This window comes from Gordonia sp. McavH-238-E (assembly GCF_022348225.1).
In the GTDB taxonomy this organism is placed as follows: Bacteria; Actinomycetota; Actinomycetes; order Mycobacteriales; family Mycobacteriaceae; genus Gordonia; species Gordonia terrae.
The window spans coordinates 1-18,646 of record NZ_JAKRFE010000018.1 but is presented as its reverse complement, the minus strand read 5'-3'; the positions used below and the strand labels follow the sequence as shown (position 1 = coordinate 18,646).

Here is an 18,646-nt window from a genome sequence, read left to right as displayed (position 1 = left end):
ATGGATCCAATGATTGGCCTCGGCGCACTCATCGGTGGCGGCCTGATCATGGCCGGTGGCGCCGTCGGTGCCGGTATCGGTAACGGTCTGGCCGGTAGCCAGCTGATCGCCGGTATCGCCCGTCAGCCCGAGGCACAGGGTCGCCTGTTCACCCCGTTCTTCATCACCGTCGGTCTGGTCGAGGCGGCCTACTTCATCAACCTGGCCTTCATGGCGCTCTTCGTGTTCGCCACCCCGATCAGCGCCGGCTGATCGTCGCTCTCCCTTTTGTCGCCGAGTAGAAACGACACCTCACCACAATGACGCTTGCTGCAGAGAACTTCCTGCTCCCGAATGGAACGTTCTTCGTTGTCCTGCTCATCTTCGTGATTTTGCTGCTGGTCATCCGCAAGTTCGTGGTTCCGCCGATCCAGCAGGTCCTCGAGGAGCGGGACGCGATGATCCACCGCACCGTGGAGGACAACCGGACCGCCGCCGCCGAATTCGAGGATGCGGACGTGCAGTTCCGTTCGCTCCTCAAAGAGGCGCGCGGTGAGGCCACCGCCAAGCGCGACGATGCTCGCGCCCAGGGTCGTGAACAGCTGAACGAGATGAAGCATGCAGCGACCGCCGAGGCCGACGCCGCCCTGCAGTCGACCAGCTCCGAGCTGGCGGCGCAGGGTGAGCAGGCCGCCTCGACGGCTGCAGCTGATGTGGACGCACTTGCCAAGACACTTGCGGCGCGTGTGCTCGGTGTCGACTCGGCAACTCTTTCCGATACCCGATCGACGAGCGGAGCGGTGAACTGATCATGGCTGCCAACACTGAGACCGAGTCCGACCAGGGCCCCATCGGCACCTGGCTCCACGACATCGGTGCTGCGTTCGACCCCGCGATCTTCATCGCTCAGCTCTTCGGCTTCGCGGTCATCATCTTCCTGCTGTGGAAGTACGTCCGCCCGCCGGTGCAGAAGATGATGCGGGATCGACAGGAGACCGTCCGTCAGCAGCTCGCCGAGAGTGCGGCTGCCGCCAAGCGCGTCGACGACGGCAAGCAGGCACGTGAGAAGGCCGTCGCCGAGGCCAAGGCCGAGGCCGAGCAGATGCAGAAGGACGCCGCGGCCGATGCCGAGGCGATCACCTCCGACATCCGCGCCCAGGCTGATCACGAGGTCAAGCGCATCTCCGAGCACGGCCGCAACCAGGTCGCCCTGGTGCGTGCCAACCTGGTCCGTCAGTTGCGGACCGACCTCGGACTCACCGCCGTCGACAAGGCCGGCGAACTGGTGCGCAACCACCTGGCCGACGACTCGGCCCAGGCGGCCAGCGTCGACCGGGTGATCGACGAACTCGAGGAGATGTCGGCGGGTTCGTCGAACGCGGTCGCCTCGAGCGCCTCGCTCGTCGGTCTACACGCCATGCGTGCGGCCAGCCGTGATGCCGCACTGGCCGTCTCCGAGCAATTCGATTCGGCGGCACTCGATCTCGACGGGTCGGCGCTCGCCGCCGCGTCGGGTGACCTCACCGCGGCGATCAACTTCCTCGGCGAGAACCCGGTGCTGCGCAAGCGTCTGGTCGAGGACGACGAGAACCCCGAGGGCAAGAAGGCCCTGGTGCACCGCCTGTTCGACGGCAAGGTCGCCCCGGTGGTCGTCGAGGTGCTCGCGACCGCCTCGAGTCAGCGGTGGTCGTCGTCGAGCGACTTCGTCGTCGGTCTGCGCCGCCAGAACTCCCTGATCGTGCTCACCGCCGCCGAACGCGACGGGGTCATCGAGCAGGTCGAGGACGAGCTCTTCCGTGTGAGCCGAGTCCTCGAGGCCAACCCGCAGCTCTCCTCGCTGCTGTCGGACCACGGCAAGGACGCCGACAAACGCGTCGACCTGCTCCAGAAGCTGGTCGGCGACAAGGTCGGCACCCACACCTGGACGTTGCTGTCCTCGACCGTGCGCCTGCTGCACGGCCAGGCCGCGGACGTCGCGGTCGATCAGCTCGCCGAGCTGGCCGCCGCCCGTCGTGGCGAGTCGGTCGCCCACGTGGTGTCCGCCTCACCGCTGTCGGACGCCCAGATCGATCGCCTGTCGAGCGTGCTCGGCGGAATCTACGGTCGGACCATCTCGGTGCAGACCGAGATCGCGCCGGAGCTGCTCGGCGGTCTCCGGATCAGCGTCGGCGACGAGGTCATCGACGCCGATGTCGCGACGCGACTGGCCAAGGCCGCGGAAACACTGCCGCGCTGACGAGCTCCTCACCCGACCACCCGAACCCACGAAGCCCCAGAGCTCAGACCTTTGAGTCTCAGAGCCACATCAAGGAAAGACGAGAACCCATGGCGGAGTTGACGATCTCACCAGACGAGATCAAGGGAGCGATCGAGCAGTACGTCTCGTCGTTCGAAGCCGAAGCGTCGCGCGACGAGGTCGGCATCATCACCGATACCTCGGACGGCATCGCTCACGTCAGCGGCCTTCCGAGCGCAATGGCCAATGAGCTCCTCGAGTTCCCGGGCGGCGTCCTCGGCGTCGCACTGAACCTCGACGAGGACGAGATCGGCGCCGTCATCCTGGGTGACTACGAGTCCCTGGAAGAAGGCCAGCAGGTCAGCCGTACCGGCGACGTGCTCTCCGTCCCCGTCGGCGACGCGTTCCTCGGACGCGTGGTCAACCCGCTGGGCGCCCCGATCGACGGTCAGGGCGACATCGAGGCCGACGAGCAGCGCGTCCTCGAGCTGCAGGCCGCGTCGGTGCTCGAGCGCCAGCCGGTCGAGGAGTCCCTCGCCACCGGTATCAAGGCCATCGACGCCATGACCGCCATCGGCCGCGGACAGCGTCAGCTCGTCATCGGCGACCGCAAGACCGGCAAGACCGCGGTCTGCATCGACGCGATCCTCAACCAGAAGGCCAACTGGGAGACCGGCGACCCCTCCAAGCAGGTCCGCTGCATCTACGTCGCCATCGGTCAGAAGGGTTCGACCATCGCGGGCGTCAAGTCGGCGCTCGAAGAGGCCGGCGCGATGGAGTACACCACCATCGTCGCGGCTCCCGCGTCCGACTCGGCCGGCTTCAAGTGGCTCGCCCCGTACACCGGCTCGGCCATCGGCCAGCACTGGATGTACCAGGGCAAGCACGTCCTCATCGTGTTCGACGACCTGACCAAGCAGGCCGAGGCCTACCGCGCGATCTCGCTGCTGCTGCGTCGTCCGCCGGGCCGCGAGGCATACCCCGGTGACGTCTTCTACTTGCACTCCCGTCTGCTGGAGCGTTGCGCGAAGCTGTCCGACGAACTCGGTGGCGGTTCGATGACCGGCCTGCCGATCATCGAGACCAAGGCCAACGACGTCTCGGCCTTCATCCCGACCAACGTCATCTCGATCACCGACGGACAGGTGTTCCTGGAGTCGGACCTCTTCAACAAGGGCGTCCGTCCCGCCATCAACGTCGGCACCTCGGTGTCGCGCGTCGGTGGTGCCGCACAGACCAAGGGCCTCAAGAAGGTCTCGGGTTCGCTGCGTCTGGAGCTGGCCCAGTTCCGCGAGCTGGAGGCCTTCTCGGCCTTCGCCTCCGACCTCGACGACGCGTCGAAGGCGCAGCTCGAGCGCGGTGCCCGGTGGGTCGAGATGCTCAAGCAGGACCAGTACAGCCCCTTCTCGGTCGAGGACCAGATCGTCTCGATCTACCTCTGCGGTGAGGGCCACTACGACTCGGTCCCGGTCGACGACGTGCGCAACTTCGAGACCCAGCTGCTGAGCCACCTGCACCACAACGCGACCGGTGTCTACGACTCGATCGCCGGCGGCAAGGTGCTCACCGACGACCAGGCCGAGGCCCTGATCGCCGAGACCAACAAGTTCAAGAACGGCTACCTCACCCACGACGGCCGTCGTGTCGTCAACGAGGCCGAGGCCGAGGCGATGGATGCCGACAACGTCGAGAACGAAGAGATCAAGATCCGCAAGTGATCTCACTCGTCAACGGACATCGCGAAAAGGAAGGGGTGAGGGCTCATGGCCAGCATTCGTGAGCTGCGCTCACGCATCCGGTCGGTCCAGTCGACCAAGAAGATCACCAAGGCTCAGGAGCTGATCGCGACCTCGCGTATCACCAAGGCCCAGGGACGGGTGGCCGCGGCCAAGCCGTACTCGCAGGAGATGACCGCCGTGCTCTCGGAGCTGGCGAGCAACTCGGGATCGCTGGACAACCCGCTGCTCAACGAGCGGGAGAACCCGAAGCGCGCCGCGATCCTGGTCGTGACCAGTGACCGCGGAATGTGTGGCGGTTACAACGCCAACGTGCTCAAGGCGACCCGCGAGCTCATCGCACTCCTGCGCGACGAGGGCAAAGAGGCGGTCCTGTTCGTGATGGGCCGCAAGGGTGTCGGGTTCTTCAGCTTCCGTGGTCTGGAGATCTCGGACTCGTGGACGGGCTTCTCGGAGTCCCCGCAGTACTCCGATGCCGCGACCGCGACCAGCTTCCTGGTGGATCTCTTCCAGGCCGGTTCGGGCACCGAGGTCGATCGTCCGGAAGGTGACGGCAAGCTCGAGGGCGTCGACGAGCTCCATCTGGTCTACACCCGCTTCCAGTCGATGCTGGCGCAGGTGCCCGAGGTCCGGCGGGTCGCCCCGCTGGTCGTCTCCGAAGACGATGACTCGTCCGACGACACGCCGTCGCGCAACTACACCTTCGAGCCCGGGGCCGAGACACTGCTCGACGCGCTGCTGCCGAAGTACGTGGCGACGCGGGTCTACGCGGCACTGCTGGATTCGTCGGCTTCGGAATCGGCCGCGCGCCGTACCGCGATGAAGGCCGCGACCGACAACGCCGAGGAACTGTCCAAGTCGTTGTCGCGCGAGGCCAACCAGCTCCGCCAGGCCCAGATCACCCAGGAAATCAGCGAGATCGTCGGCGGCTCGAGCGCACTGGCGAACTAGCCGTCTGCGCCAGACGAGCCCGGATCGACGAGAACCCATACTTCGATAAAGAGGAAGTGACCCAAGCACCATGACCGCAGCAGTAGAAACCCCCTCCGCGAAGTCGGCGGGTTCCGCCGACGGGCGGGTCGTCCGCATCATCGGCCCCGTGGTCGACGTCGAGTTCCCGCGGGGCTCGATTCCTGAACTGTTCAACGCCCTCCACGCCGAGGTCGCCCTCTCCTCGGTCGCCAAGACGCTGACCCTCGAGGTCGCCCAGCATCTCGGTGACAACCTGGTGCGCACCATCTCGATGCAGCCGACCGACGGCCTGGTCCGCGGCGCGGCTGTGTCCGACACCGGCAAGTCGATCGTCGTGCCGGTCGGTGACGTCGTCAAGGGTCACGTCTTCAACGCCCTCGGTGACTGCCTCGACAGCCCGGGCCTCGGCCGCGACGGCGAGCAGTGGAGCATCCACCGCAAGCCGCCGGCCTTCGACGAGCTCGAGGGCAAGACCGAGATCCTCGAGACCGGCATCAAGGTCATCGACCTGCTGACCCCGTACGTCAAGGGCGGCAAGATCGGTCTGTTCGGTGGTGCGGGCGTCGGCAAGACCGTCCTCATCCAGGAGATGATCACGCGTATCGCGCGTGAGTTCTCCGGCACCTCGGTGTTCGCCGGCGTTGGCGAGCGCACCCGTGAGGGCACCGACCTCCACCTCGAGATGGAGGAGATGGGCGTTCTCCAGGACACCGCCTTGGTGTTCGGCCAGATGGACGAGCCGCCGGGTACGCGTATGCGCGTGGCTCTCTCGGCGCTGACCATGGCGGAGTACTTCCGCGATGTGAAGCACCAGGACGTGCTGCTCTTCATCGACAACATCTTCCGCTTCACGCAGGCCGGCTCGGAGGTCTCGACCCTCCTCGGTCGTATGCCGTCCGCGGTCGGTTACCAGCCGACCCTGGCCGACGAGATGGGTGAGCTCCAGGAGCGCATCACCTCGACGAAGGGTCGCTCGATCACCTCGCTGCAGGCGATCTACGTCCCCGCCGACGACTACACCGACCCGGCGCCGGCCACCACGTTCGCTCACCTCGATGCGACCACCGAGCTCTCGCGTCCGATCTCGCAGCTGGGTATCTACCCCGCCGTGGACCCGCTGACCTCGACCTCGCGCATCCTCGAGGCGTCGATCGTGGGCGACGAGCACTTCCGCGTCGCCAACGAGGTCAAGCGCATCCTGCAGAAGTACAAGGAGCTGCAGGACATCATCGCCATCCTCGGTATGGACGAGCTCTCCGAAGAGGACAAGGTCACGGTGCAGCGCGCGCGCCGTATCCAGAAGTTCCTCGGCCAGAACTTCCTCGTCGCCGAGAAGTTCACCGGCCAGAAGGGCTCGGTCGTCCCGCTCGCCGACACCATCGAGGCCTTCGACCGTGTCGCCAAGGGCGAGTTCGACCACCTGCCCGAGCAGGCGTTCAACAGCTGCGGTGGACTCGACGACGTGGAGGCCGCCGCCGCCAAGATCAGCGGAAAGTAGCGATTCGCCATGGCTGAGAAGTCCTTCCACGTGGAGGTTGTCTCCGCGGATCAGAGCCTGTACTCGGGAGAGGCCACGTTCGTGATCGCGCAGACCACCGTCGGTGAGCTGGGTGTCCTGGCCAACCACGAGCCGCTCCTGGGCCAGCTGGTCCCGGGTGGCTTCGTGGTCATCGTCGAGGAGAACGGCAACCGTCGTGCGGCTGCGGTCGAGGGCGGGTTCCTCTCCGTCACCGGCGAGGCCGTGACGGTGCTGGCGGAGTCTGCCGACTGGGCTGACGACGTCGACGTCAACGCGGAGAAGACCGCGCTCGACGAGGCGGAGCCGGATTCGCCGGAGTACCACCGTGCTCACGCGCGTCTGACTGCGGCACAACACCTTTCACGCTAGAACGGCCCGCGCGAGCGGTCTGGGTTCAACAAGCGGCCTCGGCCGGCCATCGGGAGAGATCCGATGGCCGGCCGAGGCCGTTTGGCGTGTCATGTGCGGGTTCTGGCATGCTTGTCATCACAGCCCCCTGTCCCGCGTGTGCGCAGCCCGAGCCGTCTTGAGCCCTACCGGGTTCGACGCTTTCGCCCGCACGCGGTGACTGCACGAAGGAGTAGGTGATGTCGCTGGCGGTCGTGTTGCTCAGTGTGCTGCTGGCGGTGGCGGTCCTGTTGTGCGCCTTCTTGACGATTCGTCTCGCCCAGCTCCGGCGTGCCGGCACGCCGGTCCTGCTGCGCACCGTGCCCGCCGCGGTCGACGAGGGATGGCGGCACGGCACCGTGCACTACAGCGATCACTCGCTCCGGTACTACCGCCTCACGTCCCTGAAACCGGGACCGAACGTGACGTTCGCCCGACAGGGCATGGAGATCTCCGGTCGTCGAGCGCCGGAGGGGACCGAGACCGAGATCCTCGACGGGATGCTCATCCTGCAGGTGCAGTCGGCCGGCCAGGCCGACGACGATTACGAACTGGCGATGGGCCCGGGTGCGGTGACCGCGTTCCAGTCCTGGCTGGAATCCCGGCAGTCCGCGCGATCGCAGCGGCGCAAGAGCGCCTAGGACTCGCTCTTCGAGGCCGGCCGCTGTCGGCTACCGCCCGGAACCCACTTGACGTCACCGGGTGAGTCCGCGCCTTGCTGGTCGCCTCCCGCGGTGGGGCGAGTGCGGTTCGCGACCCGCGACAGGATGAACAGCAGGTCGGACAACCGGTTGAGGTACTTGGCCGGCAAGACGCTCGTGTCGTCCGGATGAGCCGACACCGCAGCCCACGCCGACCGTTCCGCTCGCCTGGTCACCGTTCGTGCCTGGTGCAACAGGGCGGCAAGGGGTGTGCCGCCCGGCAGGATGAAGGAGTCCAGCGCGGGCAGCTCGGCGCCGAAGGCGTCGCACCACCGCTCGAGTGCGTCGATGTAGTCCTGCGCGATGCGCAACGGCGGGTACTGGGGATAGTCGACGACGGGTGTCGACAGGTCGGCTCCGGCGTCGAAGAGATCGTTCTGGACGGTAGTGAGGACCGCTCGGATGTCGTCGGGTACCTCGCCGCCGAGTGCCAGGGCGAGACCGATGGTGGCATTCGCCTCGTCGCAGTCGGCGTAGGCGACCACGCGCGGATCGGTCTTGGGAACCCGGGAGAAGTCGCTCAGTCCGGTGGAGCCGTCGTCACCGGTCCGGGTGTAGATCCTCGTCAGGTGTACCGCCATGCGTCGAATGTACTGCGCGATGGCCGGGTGGCCCGACGCGCGGTCTCGGACGTGCGGGGTCGGACCCACTGGGCCGGGGGCCGCGAACCCGGGCGGTTAAGGTGGCAGGCGTGAGCGATCGGTTTCTGGTGTCCGGGGGAGCGCGTCTGTCCGGCGAGGTGGCAGTGGGTGGCGCGAAGAACAGCGTCCTGAAACTCATGGCCGCGGCCCTCCTCGCCGAGGGGACGACCGTGCTGACCAATGCACCCGAGATCGCCGACGTCCCGCTGATGGCCGACGTGCTCCGCGGTCTGGGTGCGGTCGTCGAGATGGAGGGCGAGACGGTCACCATCACCGCTCCTGCCGAGCCGAAATTCCACGCCGATTTCGCGGCGGTCCGTCAGTTCCGCGCCTCGGTCTGCGTCCTCGGCCCGTTGATGGCGCGGTGCCATCGCGCGGTCGTCGCGCTGCCCGGTGGCGACGCGATCGGCTCGCGGCCGCTCGACATGCATCAGGCGGGTCTGCGCGCGCTCGGCGCCACGAGCACCATCGAGCACGGTTGTGTGGTGGCCGAGGCCGACACCCTGGTCGGCGCTCCGATCGCGCTGGAGTTCCCGTCGGTGGGTGCGACCGAGAACATCCTCATGGCCGCGGTGCTCGCCGAGGGACAGACCACCATCGACAACGCCGCGCGTGAGCCCGAGATCGTCGACCTCTGCGTGATGCTGCAGCAGATGGGCGCACAGATCGACGGTGCCGGCACCTCGACCCTGACCGTCGTCGGTGTCGACCGACTGCATCCGACGACCCACCGGGTGGTCGGGGACCGCATCGTCGGCGCGACCTGGGGTATCGCGGCCGCGATGACCCGCGGTGACGTCACCGTGCGCGGCGTGAAACCCGAACACCTGCAGTTGGTTCTGAACAAACTGGGCGATACCGGGGCCGTGGTCGACACCTTTGACGACGGCTTCCGGGTCCGGCACGACCGCCGGCCCACCGCCGTCAACGTGTCCACCCTGCCGTTCCCCGGCTTTCCCACCGATCTGCAACCGATGGCGATCGGTCTGGCCGCGATCTCCGACGGCATGTCGGTCATCACCGAGAACGTCTTCGAGGCCCGCTTCCGCTTCGTCGAGGAGATGGTCCGTCTCGGGGCCGACGCCCGGACCGACGGCCACCACGCGGTCATCCGCGGGATCGACCGCCTGTCGAGCGCGCCGGTCTGGTGCTCGGACATCCGCGCCGGCGCCGGCCTCGTGCTGGCCGGGCTCGTCGCCGACGGGGTGACCGAGGTGCACGACGTCGAGCACATCGATCGCGGATACCCCCACTTCGTGGAGATCCTGCGCAGTCTCGGCGGCGAGATCGAGCGCGTGCGCGACTGAACCCTGTCCGATCGGACAGGTGCCGGCCCGTCCGACCGGGTGCACTGTAGTCGAGTACGGGCAGGACCCCTTGTCCCGGTTGTGATCTGGGCGACATTCTCGTTGTGACAGACCCAACCGTCACAAGGAGTTCACCACCATGGCCATTGAGCTGAACCAGATCTGGGACTTCCCGATCAAGGAGTTCCACCCGTTCCCGAAGGCGAAGCTGGGTGTCGGCGCGCACGACATGCTCGGTGTCGAGGCCAAGGATCTGGGCATGACCCGCGCACTGCTGATGACCACGGGGCTGCGCGGTTCCGGGATCATCGAGGAGCTGATCGGCAAGATCGAGTACCAGGGCGTCGACGTCGTCCTCTACGACCAGGTGGAGTCCAACCCCAAGGACTACAACTGCATGGACGCCGCGGCCCTCTACCAGTCGGAGAAGTGCGACGGCATCATCTCGGTGGGCGGCGGTTCCAGTCATGATGCCGCCAAGGGCGCCCGCATGGTCATCGCGCACGACGGCCGCAACATCAACGAGTTCGAGGGCTTCTCCAAGGCGACCAACAAAGAGAACCCCAAGCACATCGCGGTCTCGACCACGGCCGGCACGGGGTCGGAGACCTCCTGGGCGTACGTCATCACCGACACCTCGGACATGAACAAGCCGCACAAGTGGGTGGCGTTCGACGACACGTGTCTCGTCGACCTGGCGATGGACGACCCGCTGCTCTACTACACGTGCCCCGAACACTTCACCGCGTTCTGTGGCTTCGACGTGCTGGCCCACGCGAGCGAGCCGTACGTCTCGCGTCTGGACTTCGCGCCGTCACTGGGCAATGCCAAGTACTCGATCGAGCTGATCCGCGACCATCTGCGCACCGCCGTGTACGACCCGCGGAACCTGGCGGCCCGCACCGGGATGATGTACGCGCAGTACATCTCCGCGCAGGCGTTCAACTCCGGCGGTCTCGGTCTCGTGCACTCGCTGTCGCATGCGGTGAGCGCGTTCTACGACAGCCATCACGGGCTGAACAACGCCATCGCCCTGCCCCGCGTCTGGGAGTACAACCTGCCGTCTCGCTACGAGCGTTACGCCGAGATCGCCGCGCTGCTCGGTGTCGACACGTCGAAGATGACGACGGTCCAGGCCGCCGACGCCGCCGTGGAGGAGGCCATCCGCCTCGGCAAGGACCTCGGTATCCCGGACAACTTCGGTCAACTGTCGACGAGCAGCTACGACAAGAACCGCATGAACACCGGCAAGTACGAGGGCCGCGGCGAGACCATGGACACCTCGGACAAGCAGATCCGCGCCATCGCCGAGCACATGATGGACGACTGGTGCACGCCGGGCAACCCGCGTGAGAGCACCGTCGAATCGCTGATCCCGATGGTGGCGCACGCCTTCACCGGCAGCTACTGATCCGTCCTGCCCGCCCGCCTGATCCGAACCCGCCCGATCCGAGAGCCACAGGCCGACAAGGAGTCCGACATCCGATGACGCACGTCTGCGCACCTCGGGAAACGCCCGAGGACATCACCCGGGACACCCCGGACAGCCGTTCCTTCCCGTCCGTGGAGGAGCTGACCGACGCGCTGGGTGGGCAGGGCTATCTGATCGGTCCGGAACTGGCGGTCGTCGTCCATCTCGCGACACTCCTCGACCGGCCCCTCCTGCTGGAGGGGCCGGCCGGGGTCGGCAAGACGGAGCTGGCGAAAGCGCTGGCGGCGGCGTCGGGGCGCGAGCTCGTCCGGCTGCAGTGTTATGAGGGTCTCGACGAGTCGCGCGCCCTCTACGAATGGGACTACGCGCGACAGCTTCTCCATGTGCAGATGCTGCGCGATCGGATCAGTGTCGAACTCGCTGCCGAGACGACCCTCTCGGCCGCCAGTTCGGCGCTGGCGCGTGCCGAGGTCGGCGTCTACACCGAGGACTTCCTGGTGGCCCGGCCGCTGATGGCGGCCATCACGTCGCCGTCGCCGACGGTCCTGCTCGTCGACGAGATAGACCGCACCGACGAGGCGATGGAGGCGGTCATGCTCGAGGTCCTCGCCGAGCGTCAGGTGACCGTCCCCGAACTCGGGACGTTCACCGCCCGATCGTCGCCGTGGGTCATCCTGACCTCCAACGACACCCGCGAACTCTCGCCGGCGCTCAAGCGTCGCTGCCTGCACTTCCAGGTCGACTACCCGGACCCGCAGACCGAGCGGGACATCGTCGCGGTCCGTGCGCCCGACGTCGAGGAAGCGATCATCGGTGAGGTGGTCGATCTCGCGCGTCGTCTCCGGGACCTCCCGTTGCGCAAGAGTCCGTCCATTGCAGAGGTGATCGACGCGGCGCGAGCCGCCTCCTACCTCGGCGCACGCGACGGGCAACCGGGAAGACCGATCGGCGCGGATGACCACAGTGCTCTGCTCGCCCTGCTCGTGAAGTTCGGCTCCGACGGTGAGATCGCCCGGCGCGCACTGTCCGCCGGCGCCGACTCCGGTGGATCAACGGCGGTCGGGTCGCCCGTCGGGGTCGACGGGACGACGCCCGGCGGGTCGGTGACCGCCCGTGCGTTCGGTGCCGGGCGTGCCCGCAGTGCGGGTGGCCGCCCGGGCCGATGACCCCGATGTCGGTCGTCGCGTCGAGGCGTGCCGACCCGCTCGACCTGCTCGCGGTCACGTTCGGACGGGTCCTGCGGAGTTCGGGGGTCGCGGCCTCGCCCGCCGAGGTCATCGAGATCCGCCGGACCCTGTCGATGGTCGGTGCCGCCGAGCCGGTGGTCCTGCGTGCGGCGCTACAGAGCGTGTGCGTGAAATACGGTTATGAGACAGCGGGTTTCGAGCGTGCCTTCGCACTGTTCTTCCTCGGCGCCGACCCCGATCAGCCGGATGAGGACGACCTTCCCCGGGCCCGTGGCGTCGCGGCTGATCTGCCCGACGACGTGGTCTGGGACGACGAGTTCGAGGGCGCTGCCCGCCAGATAGGAGCCGACGAACACACCGATGAGATCGGCCACTTGATGGCCGATGATCCCGATGCCGCGCACCGTGACGCCGAGAGCGCTCACCGGGAGGAGAACGACTTCAGCGTGTCGGCCGGCGCCGAACAGCTCGGCGTCGACCCGGACGGCGGCACGACCGGCGGGGGAGTGACGTACACGGTCGAGGTCGACACCGCCGACTCGGCGACCGTCGGCGAGCTGACCGGATCGGCGGCCCGGGTCTCGAGCCGGCCGCTCGGGCTCACCGGCGCCCACGCCATCCTCGCTGCGCTCGACGCCTACGATCCGCGCAAGGCATACGGCGCCGACGGAAACGAGGATCTCGGCGAGGCCCGGCGGGCCGAACTCGAACGCGCACTCGGTGCTTTTGTCGATGCGCTGGTCTCCCGGCTGGACGCCGACGGCGGCGTCGAGGCGGTGTCCGGGTCCGACCGGCCGGCCGAGGGGTACGTCGACCAGGCCGAGATCGATCGCGCCTGCCACCGGCTGATCCAGCGCATGCGCGGTGCACCGCGTCGGGTGGTCCGCCCGGTCGACCGCGGTGCCCTCGACATCCGCGCGACCATGCGCGCGGCGGTCGCGACCGACGGCGTGCCCGCCGAACTGTGGCGGCGCCGCAGGCGGCCCGGTCCGGTCCGGATGCTGGTACTCGTCGACGTCTCGCTGTCGGTCCGCCCGGTCACCGGGTTCATCCTGCGTCTGGCACAGACACTGCACCGCTTCGGCGACCGATGTGAGGTCGTCGCGTTCGTCGATCGGCCGGTGCGCGTCACGACCGCCCTGCGGACCGCGGCGGCCGACTCGGCTCTCGCGGCGGTGCTCGCCGCCGACGGTCTGGATCTCGCCGCGACGAGCGACTACGGGCGGATGTTCGGCGAGTTGCTGGGCGATTTCGGGGACCTGATCAGCAGGCGGACGTCGGTGCTCGTCGTCGGGGACGCGCGCAGCAACGGACTCGACCCACGTGTCGACCTCGTCGCCGAGGTCGGCCGCCGGTCGCATCGGATCGCCTGGATCACACCGGAACCCGAACGGTACTGGTCGCAATCCGGCTGCGCGATGGCCGACTACGCCGAACACTGCAGTGGTGTCGTCAGCGTTCGAGACGGTGCCGAGATGCTCGCGCGCTGCGACGAGTTGGGTGCGGCGCTCAGATGAGGTGGGTAGCGTCGGGGTACCGGTGAGCCGGGACGGTCGGTGTGGTGGTTGTGATCGGGGCAGAGGACGAGAGGCAGGTCGGATGCTGGGTGATGCGCGCCGGCGGACATCGGGCCAGGTCGCCAAGTTCCACACGCCGGAGATCGTCCTGGGACCGGGCGCGTTCGGGGAGGTGCCGGTCGCGACGGCGGGACTCGGGATGCGCCGGCCGTTCGTGGTGAGCGACCGCTGTCTGGAACGCACACCCTGGTACGCGCAGCTGATCGCCGGGCTGCGGGCCGGCGGCCTCGATGCGGCGTCCTACCTGGACGTGTCGCCCAACCCGCGGTCCGGCGAGGTCGCGGCCGCGTTTCTCGCGTACAAGGCGCACGACGCCGACGGACTCGTCGCCCTGGGCGGAGGCTCGGTGATCGACGCCGCCAAAGGGGTGGCCGTGCTGGCCGCCAACGGGGGTCACATCCTCGAATACGAGGGAATCGACCGCGCCCGGCGCCCACTCCCGCCGCTCATCGCGGTGCCGACAACGGCCGGCAGCGGCGCGGACGTCTCCCAGTTCTGCATCATCAACGACGCCGAGCGGCGCACCAAGGTGACCATCATCGGGCGGTCGCTCGTGCCGGACGTGACGGTGAGCGACCCGACCCTGCTGATGACCGCCCCGGCCGAGGTCACCGCTCAGGTCGGGATGGACGTACTGACCCACTGCGTCGAGGCCTATGTCTCGCTCGCGCATGGACGTCTCACGGATTCGCTTGCGCTGGAATCGATCCGCGGGGTGTGGACGCATCTCGAGCGGCTCGTCGACGACCCGCGGGACGCAGTGGCGGCCGAGGAGATGTCGCTGGCCGCGCTGCGTGCCGGGATGGCGTTCACCAATGCGATCCTCGGCGCGACCCACGCGATGAGTCACCCGGTCGGCGGTCACTGCGACGCGCCGCACGGTGCGATCAACGCCGTCCTGCTGCCGCATGTGATCCGGTACAACGCCCACGTGTGTGCGGACGGATTCGTCGACCTGGCCGACGCCATCGGGGTCGAGACCTCCGGCGACGCCCGGACCGTCGCCGACCGGCTCGCCGACGCCGTCGCCGCGCTCGGCGCCCGGGTGGGCATGCCGGCATCGCTCGAACCGCTGGGCGTGCGCACCACCGACCTCGACCGCCTCACCACCCACGCGCTGGCCGATTCGTGCATGACCACCAACCCGCGGCGACCGCAGGCCGCGGGCATCCGGGACCTCTACGCCGAAGCGCTCTGATGACCGGTCCGTCACCCGAGCGGAGCGCTCTTCCGGAACAGGCCGACCTCGACAGCCTGGTCGGACTCCGCAGTGTCAAGGGGAGTCACTATGCGGCGCTTCGCGGCGTCGAGGCGCGGCTGAGTCGCGTGGTCGGTGCGCTCGAGCGGATCTCGCGCGCTCTCGTCCGCACAGCCGAAGGCCCCGAAGCGCTGGTCATCGCGGTCGTCGAGGCAGCCCGCGACCATCTCGGCGCGGACTGGGTCGTCTTCGCGCTCGCGGACGGCCGGCTGGAACAATCGGCCCCGCGTCACCTCATCAGCGCTGGCAGCGGCCGGCTCTACGCCTTCGAAGGATCCGAACGGGCCGCCGCGCCCGACGACCTGCCCGACGAGGTACTGAACCGGCTCAACGACATCCTGCGCGGGCACGAGACCGTCCTGCACGGCGCGATCCTGCAGGAAGACCACGTTCACGTGCCGGTCGAACTCGATGGCAGCGTCGTCGGGGGACTGTCGGCCTGGACACCGGTCGGTCGACTGGTCGACCCCACCGACCTGGTCGTCCTGCGCATCCTGGCCAGCCAGGCGATCGTCGCATTGCTCAACGCCGAGCTGTTCTCCGAGACCGACCGCCACGCAACGGAACTGGCGAAGCGCAACACCGAACTGGAGCGCACCCAGCGGGAGCTGTCGGCCGCGATGCGGGCGACCGTGCTCAACGAGGAGCGCGCCCGGATCGCCCGGGAACTCCACGACTCGGTGACCCAGTCGGTGCTGTCGGCAGGCGTGCAGATCGAACTGTGCCGCGACCTCGTCGAGGGCCCCGCGCTCGATCGCCTGGAGATGGCCGGCCGGCTGACCAAGGAGGCCGTCGAACAGTTGCGGTCGTTCATCTACGCGCTCAACAACGCGACGAACGCACCGTCGCCGAGTGTCCGCGACGTCCTGACCGAACTGTGCTCGCTGCACATGCCCCCGGATCTGCGGACGGCCGTCCACGTTCGGGGCCGGTCGCGTGAGCTCGCCGACGAGGTGCAGCACGCCCTCCTGCGGATCGCCGGGGAGGCGCTGTTCAACGCCGCCGTCCATGCCCGCGCCCACCAGGTCACCGTGACGCTCACCTATTCGGCGGGCACCGTCGGACTGTCGGTCGACGACGACGGCGTCGGCGACCCCGAGCATCTGCGCCGGGTGATGCGCACCGCGTCGCTCGGCGATCTCACGGCCGGTCGGCACCGCGGCCTCGCGAACATGTCGTATCGCGCCGCCGAACTCGGGGGCGAGCTCCGGATTCGCCGGTCGCGCATCGGCGGGATCCGGGTCGCCGTAACGCTCCCGTTCGACACGGTGAGCACCGCCAACGCCGACGGTCGGCTCGGAACAAAGGAGTTCGGTTGAGCGACAACGCCATCAGACGTCCCATCCGCACACTGCTCGTCGACGACCATGCTCTGTTGCGCCAGGGCATGCGGTCGCTGCTGGAGCGCGAAGACGTGGTCGACGTGGTCGGGGAGGCGGGTTCGGCCGACGCCGCGCTCGCCGAGGTGAACGCGCACCGTCCCGATGTCGTGGTCGTCGACCTCAAGCTGTCCGCCGGCACCGAGTACGAGGGCCTGCGTCTCATCAAGGAGATCGCGCAGCGCCACCCGGAGGTCGCGGCGTTGGTGCTCACGACGTTCCTCGACGATGACCTGGTGGTGCGCGCCGTGCGGGCGGGAGCCCGGGGGTACGTGGTCAAGGACGTCGACACGACCGAACTCGTGCGCGCGATCCAGGCCGTGTCCGGCGGCGGCAGCGCGTTCGACCCACGCAGCGCGGCAGTCGTGTTGCGTGCGGTGTCAGGTGAGAACGAGCCGTCCGAGGCACTCAGTGACCGGGAGCGTGAGGTGCTCCGGCTGCTCGCCGACGGACTGTCCAACAAGCGGATCGGCGAGACGCTCTACATCTCGGAGTCGACCGTGAAGTTCCACATCCGCAACATCATTCGCAAGCTAGGTGTGTCCAAGCGGACCGATGCGGTGTACATCGCCAGCAAGCGCGGGCTGATCTGAGGCGGTGCCCCGTTCGGGGTCAGTGTGCGGGGGTGAGGACGAGCCAGCCGCCGTGATCGACGACGACCTCGGCCTCGGCGTGCGGGACCGCGCGTGCCCAGTCGTACAGGTCGTCTTCGGTGAGTCGGACCAGGTGGCCGAAGTGCGGACTCGGTTCGTCCTCGAACGGCACACCGATGATCACGCGTCGGCGGGCGACCCGCAGCGCTTCGCTGATCGCGGTGTGCGCGCTTGCGGGGTCGAGGTGCTCGAGTAGATGGATGAGGGTGACGGTGTCGGCCGACTCGTCGGCGTAGGGGAGGGCGGTCGCGTTCCCGACCGACGCGGCGACGGGCAGACCGAGCCGGCGCGCAGCGCGGGAGAGCAGCGACACCGCTCCGGGTGAGATGTCGCAGGCGGAGACCCGGAGGCCGTCCACGGCGCACGCGAGGGCGAAGAAGCCGAAGCACGATCCGACCTCGAGGACGGTCCGGCCGGAGATGAGCCTGCGCGCACGCTCGTGCACTGGCGCGAATGCCGATGCGCCCGTACGCAGTTCGCGCAGCGAGTTGTCGTAGAAGGCCGACCAGGCATCGTCGGACGTGGCCGCCGAGGTGCGGATGATGCCCATCGCCGCCGACTCGAACTGCTCCTGGCCGGCCAGCAGCCCGGCTTCGACGAGAGCCACGAGTCCGTCGACCACCATCGCATCGGAGATGCTGCGTTCGTCGAAGGGATGGGCGATGTGCAGGAACCCTGCCTGCCTACGCCAGGAGAGGAGGCCGCAACGTGTGAAGCCCGGGGGGACAAGCGGAGATCGGCGAACACGCGGTGGGGGTCGGAGTGCCGGCGACGCGTCGACAGACGTGGTGGTGGGGGTCGTTGCCAGATCGATCGCGGTCATGTGTCGACGGTAAGAGCGTCCTGACCTGCGCATAACTGCCCGAGAGGGGGTGATGACCTGACCAAAAGGATGGTTTGCGACGCACGTCACATCGCTGTGATTCGTCGGTTTGTCCGCGCGGCAGCGCATTTCGGCGCCGACCGATGAGCTGTGACCTGCACGGATGGCGAGTACGACGGGCGGCGAACAGGCGATTTGACCCCGGCGATCCCGTTGCGTAACTTTCTTCAAGTCAGCGAGCCACGGCGCCGCCCCGGAGGGCCTGAGAGGGTCTGATGGCGGGGAGTGGAGACCGGGTTTGTCGTTGGCCGCCCCTTGTTTGTTCTGGTTGGGACTGTTTGTGTCTCGGGTAGGATGGTGAGGGTTGCCAGGTTCCTTGAGTCCGAAATTTTTCGGAGTTGCGGACTGCGGTTTGGGTCTGGTAGGCTGGAAGAGTTGCCTCGGAGACGGGGTGGCTTGGTTGGTTGACATGCAAGTCTGCTGGTGAGAGCCCTGTGAAGGGGTGGGTAGCTGGTGGGTGTGTGTTCTTTGAGAACTCGATAGTGTGATGATGAATTGTCTGATGCCAATTGATGGCATCGAGCATCTTTTGTGGATGTTGATGTTTGTTTTTTGTGTGGCGCTCGGCCCCGTCTGGGTGTCACATTTTGCTAGGTTTATTTTGGTCAGGTTGTGCTTTCCTGATTTGTGTTGAAACGCCGGCTCTTTTTGGGGGTTGGTTTTGTTTCACTGTTTTTTCATGGAGAGTTTGATCCTGGCTCAGGACGAACGCTGGCGGCGTGCTTAACACATGCAAGTCGAACGGAAAGGCCCAGCTTGCTGGGTACTCGAGTGGCGAACGGGTGAGTAACACGTGGGT

The 18,646-nt window shown here is 67.6% G+C and carries 17 protein-coding genes and 1 rRNA gene; 16 read left to right on the top strand and 2 right to left on the bottom strand.

Features of this window, described 5'->3' with window-relative positions:
• The 8 genes from MHN80_RS21945 to MHN80_RS21910 all read left to right on the top strand — a co-directional run bounded on the left by MHN80_RS21945 (position 1) and on the right by MHN80_RS21910 (position 7,470).
• A complete protein-coding gene (locus tag MHN80_RS21945) occupies positions 1–252 on the top strand; it encodes a F0F1 ATP synthase subunit C (RefSeq protein WP_004021252.1) in 252 nt (83 codons plus the stop codon).
• 47 nt (positions 253–299) lie between these two features.
• Positions 300–788: a F0F1 ATP synthase subunit B gene (locus tag MHN80_RS21940; protein ID WP_004021253.1), complete on the top strand. Its 489-nt coding sequence runs from the start codon at positions 300–302 to the stop codon at positions 786–788.
• Between the two features lie 2 nt (positions 789–790).
• On the top strand, positions 791–2,215 hold the full coding sequence (locus tag MHN80_RS21935; RefSeq protein ID WP_064571520.1) for a F0F1 ATP synthase subunit B/delta: 1,425 nt from the start codon (positions 791–793) through the stop codon (positions 2,213–2,215).
• A gap of 89 nt (positions 2,216–2,304) precedes the next feature.
• Positions 2,305–3,933 (top strand): F0F1 ATP synthase subunit alpha, encoded by a 1,629-nt coding sequence (atpA, locus tag MHN80_RS21930; protein WP_004021255.1) that lies wholly within the window; start codon positions 2,305–2,307, stop codon positions 3,931–3,933.
• Between the two features lie 45 nt (positions 3,934–3,978).
• Positions 3,979–4,902 (top strand): F0F1 ATP synthase subunit gamma, encoded by a 924-nt coding sequence (locus MHN80_RS21925; protein ID WP_004021256.1) that lies wholly within the window; start codon positions 3,979–3,981, stop codon positions 4,900–4,902.
• Between the two features lie 70 nt (positions 4,903–4,972).
• The gene (atpD, locus tag MHN80_RS21920; RefSeq protein ID WP_004021257.1) at positions 4,973–6,421 is read left to right on the top strand and encodes a F0F1 ATP synthase subunit beta; all 1,449 of its coding nucleotides are present in this window, start codon (positions 4,973–4,975) and stop codon (positions 6,419–6,421) included.
• A gap of 9 nt (positions 6,422–6,430) precedes the next feature.
• Entirely contained in the window at positions 6,431–6,811 is a 381-nt protein-coding gene (locus tag MHN80_RS21915; RefSeq protein ID WP_004021258.1) for a F0F1 ATP synthase subunit epsilon, read from the top strand.
• A gap of 218 nt (positions 6,812–7,029) precedes the next feature.
• Positions 7,030–7,470 carry a DUF2550 domain-containing protein gene (locus MHN80_RS21910; protein ID WP_004021259.1) on the top strand — a complete coding sequence of 147 codons (441 nt, stop codon included), beginning with the start codon at positions 7,030–7,032 and terminating at the stop codon, positions 7,468–7,470.
• Here the strand turns inward: MHN80_RS21910 and MHN80_RS21905 are convergent.
• Positions 7,467–8,111 carry a cob(I)yrinic acid a,c-diamide adenosyltransferase gene (locus MHN80_RS21905; protein ID WP_239403659.1) on the bottom strand — a complete coding sequence of 215 codons (645 nt, stop codon included), beginning with the start codon at positions 8,109–8,111 and terminating at the stop codon, positions 7,467–7,469. The genes MHN80_RS21910 and MHN80_RS21905 overlap by 4 nt on opposite strands.
• 110 nt (positions 8,112–8,221) lie before the next feature.
• On the opposite strand from MHN80_RS21905, the gene murA reads away from it, so the two are divergent.
• The 7 genes from murA (at position 8,222) to MHN80_RS21870 (ending at position 16,904) form a co-directional block, all read left to right on the top strand.
• A complete protein-coding gene (gene murA / locus MHN80_RS21900; RefSeq protein ID WP_101818985.1) occupies positions 8,222–9,478 on the top strand; it encodes a UDP-N-acetylglucosamine 1-carboxyvinyltransferase in 1,257 nt (418 codons plus the stop codon).
• A 139-nt stretch (positions 9,479–9,617) separates the two neighbouring features.
• On the top strand, positions 9,618–10,889 hold the full coding sequence (gene mdo, locus MHN80_RS21895) for an NDMA-dependent methanol dehydrogenase (RefSeq protein ID WP_004021262.1): 1,272 nt from the start codon (positions 9,618–9,620) through the stop codon (positions 10,887–10,889).
• 74 nt (positions 10,890–10,963) lie between these two features.
• Positions 10,964–12,076 (top strand): MoxR family ATPase, encoded by a 1,113-nt coding sequence (locus MHN80_RS21890; RefSeq protein WP_239403658.1) that lies wholly within the window; start codon positions 10,964–10,966, stop codon positions 12,074–12,076.
• On the top strand, positions 12,073–13,614 hold the full coding sequence (locus MHN80_RS21885) for a VWA domain-containing protein (protein WP_004021264.1): 1,542 nt from the start codon (positions 12,073–12,075) through the stop codon (positions 13,612–13,614). Before MHN80_RS21890 ends, MHN80_RS21885 begins: the two co-directional genes overlap by 4 nt.
• An 82-nt stretch (positions 13,615–13,696) precedes the next feature.
• Entirely contained in the window at positions 13,697–14,872 is a 1,176-nt protein-coding gene (locus MHN80_RS21880) for an iron-containing alcohol dehydrogenase (RefSeq protein ID WP_004021265.1), read from the top strand.
• On the top strand, positions 14,872–16,251 hold the full coding sequence (locus tag MHN80_RS21875; protein WP_239403657.1) for a histidine kinase: 1,380 nt from the start codon (positions 14,872–14,874) through the stop codon (positions 16,249–16,251). The genes MHN80_RS21880 and MHN80_RS21875 overlap by 1 nt, the downstream gene beginning before the upstream one ends.
• Complete coding sequence (locus MHN80_RS21870; RefSeq protein WP_004021267.1) at positions 16,248–16,904, top strand: response regulator transcription factor; 657 nt, start codon at positions 16,248–16,250, stop codon at positions 16,902–16,904. The genes MHN80_RS21875 and MHN80_RS21870 overlap by 4 nt, the downstream gene beginning before the upstream one ends.
• 19 nt (positions 16,905–16,923) lie before the next feature.
• Here the strand turns inward: MHN80_RS21870 and mftM are convergent, their stop codons facing one another.
• Positions 16,924–17,787, bottom strand: coding sequence for a mycofactocin oligosaccharide methyltransferase MftM (mftM, locus tag MHN80_RS21865; RefSeq protein ID WP_239403656.1), 864 nt, complete (start codon positions 17,785–17,787; stop codon positions 16,924–16,926).
• 736 nt (positions 17,788–18,523) lie between these two features.
• Between mftM and MHN80_RS21860 the strand changes: the two genes are divergently transcribed.
• A 16S ribosomal RNA gene (locus MHN80_RS21860) occupies positions 18,524–18,646 on the top strand; the annotation flags it as partial.

Bases quoted from the DNA above. Each gene is read 5' to 3' on its own strand.
- mdo (WP_004021262.1), top strand. From the start codon at position 9,618: ATGGCCATTGAGCTGAACCAGATCTGGGACTTCCCGATCAAGGAGTTC.
- MHN80_RS21905 (WP_239403659.1), bottom strand. From the start codon at position 8,111: ATGGCGGTACACCTGACGAGGATCTACACCCGGACCGGTGACGACGGC.
- MHN80_RS21915 (WP_004021258.1), top strand. From the start codon at position 6,431: ATGGCTGAGAAGTCCTTCCACGTGGAGGTTGTCTCCGCGGATCAGAGC.
- mftM (WP_239403656.1), bottom strand. From the start codon at position 17,787: ATGACCGCGATCGATCTGGCAACGACCCCCACCACCACGTCTGTCGAC.
- MHN80_RS21875 (WP_239403657.1), top strand. From the start codon at position 14,872: ATGACCGGTCCGTCACCCGAGCGGAGCGCTCTTCCGGAACAGGCCGAC.
- MHN80_RS21925 (WP_004021256.1), top strand. From the start codon at position 3,979: ATGGCCAGCATTCGTGAGCTGCGCTCACGCATCCGGTCGGTCCAGTCG.
- MHN80_RS21945 (WP_004021252.1), top strand. From the start codon at position 1: ATGGATCCAATGATTGGCCTCGGCGCACTCATCGGTGGCGGCCTGATC.
- MHN80_RS21890 (WP_239403658.1), top strand. From the start codon at position 10,964: ATGACGCACGTCTGCGCACCTCGGGAAACGCCCGAGGACATCACCCGG.
- atpA (WP_004021255.1), top strand. From the start codon at position 2,305: ATGGCGGAGTTGACGATCTCACCAGACGAGATCAAGGGAGCGATCGAG.
- MHN80_RS21880 (WP_004021265.1), top strand. From the start codon at position 13,697: ATGCTGGGTGATGCGCGCCGGCGGACATCGGGCCAGGTCGCCAAGTTC.
- MHN80_RS21910 (WP_004021259.1), top strand. From the start codon at position 7,030: ATGTCGCTGGCGGTCGTGTTGCTCAGTGTGCTGCTGGCGGTGGCGGTC.
- MHN80_RS21885 (WP_004021264.1), top strand. From the start codon at position 12,073: ATGACCCCGATGTCGGTCGTCGCGTCGAGGCGTGCCGACCCGCTCGAC.
- MHN80_RS21935 (WP_064571520.1), top strand. From the start codon at position 791: ATGGCTGCCAACACTGAGACCGAGTCCGACCAGGGCCCCATCGGCACC.
- atpD (WP_004021257.1), top strand. From the start codon at position 4,973: ATGACCGCAGCAGTAGAAACCCCCTCCGCGAAGTCGGCGGGTTCCGCC.
- MHN80_RS21940 (WP_004021253.1), top strand. From the start codon at position 300: ATGACGCTTGCTGCAGAGAACTTCCTGCTCCCGAATGGAACGTTCTTC.